Here is a 377-nt window from a genome sequence, read left to right on the forward strand (position 1 = left end):
GTTGTACTGGCGGTGTGGTCGGTCGTCGAACTCAAGACCGCGCATCCCCTGGTCAACCTGCGCGTCCTTCGCAACGCCGAGGTCCTCGTCGCCAATGGCACCGCCATCGGACTCGGCGCAGTCATGTACATCGGCTTGTCGATCGTCAGCCTCATCGCCCAGGCGCCGACCTCCACGTCGTACGGAATCGCGATGCCGCTGTTCTGGGCCGGATTCGTACTGCTGCCGCTGTCCGTCGGCAGCTTTGGCGCAAATCGCCTGGTACGCAGGATCGCCCATCGCATCCGAATGCGCACGCTCCTGCTGGTCGGCGCCGGACTGTTCACACTTTCCAGCGTGCACCTGAGCCTCGATCACAACTCCCTGTGGGAGATCCT

The 377-nt window shown here is 63.7% G+C and carries 1 protein-coding gene; it reads left to right on the top strand.

Annotated features, from left to right (window positions below):
* The coding region (locus tag SB717_RS34080; RefSeq protein ID WP_410907240.1) for an MFS transporter at positions 1-377 on the top strand (377 nt) is incomplete at both ends.

Source organism: Priestia sp. SIMBA_032, from assembly GCF_046535215.1.
Lineage (GTDB): Bacteria > Bacillota > Bacilli > Bacillales > Bacillaceae_H > Priestia > Priestia aryabhattai.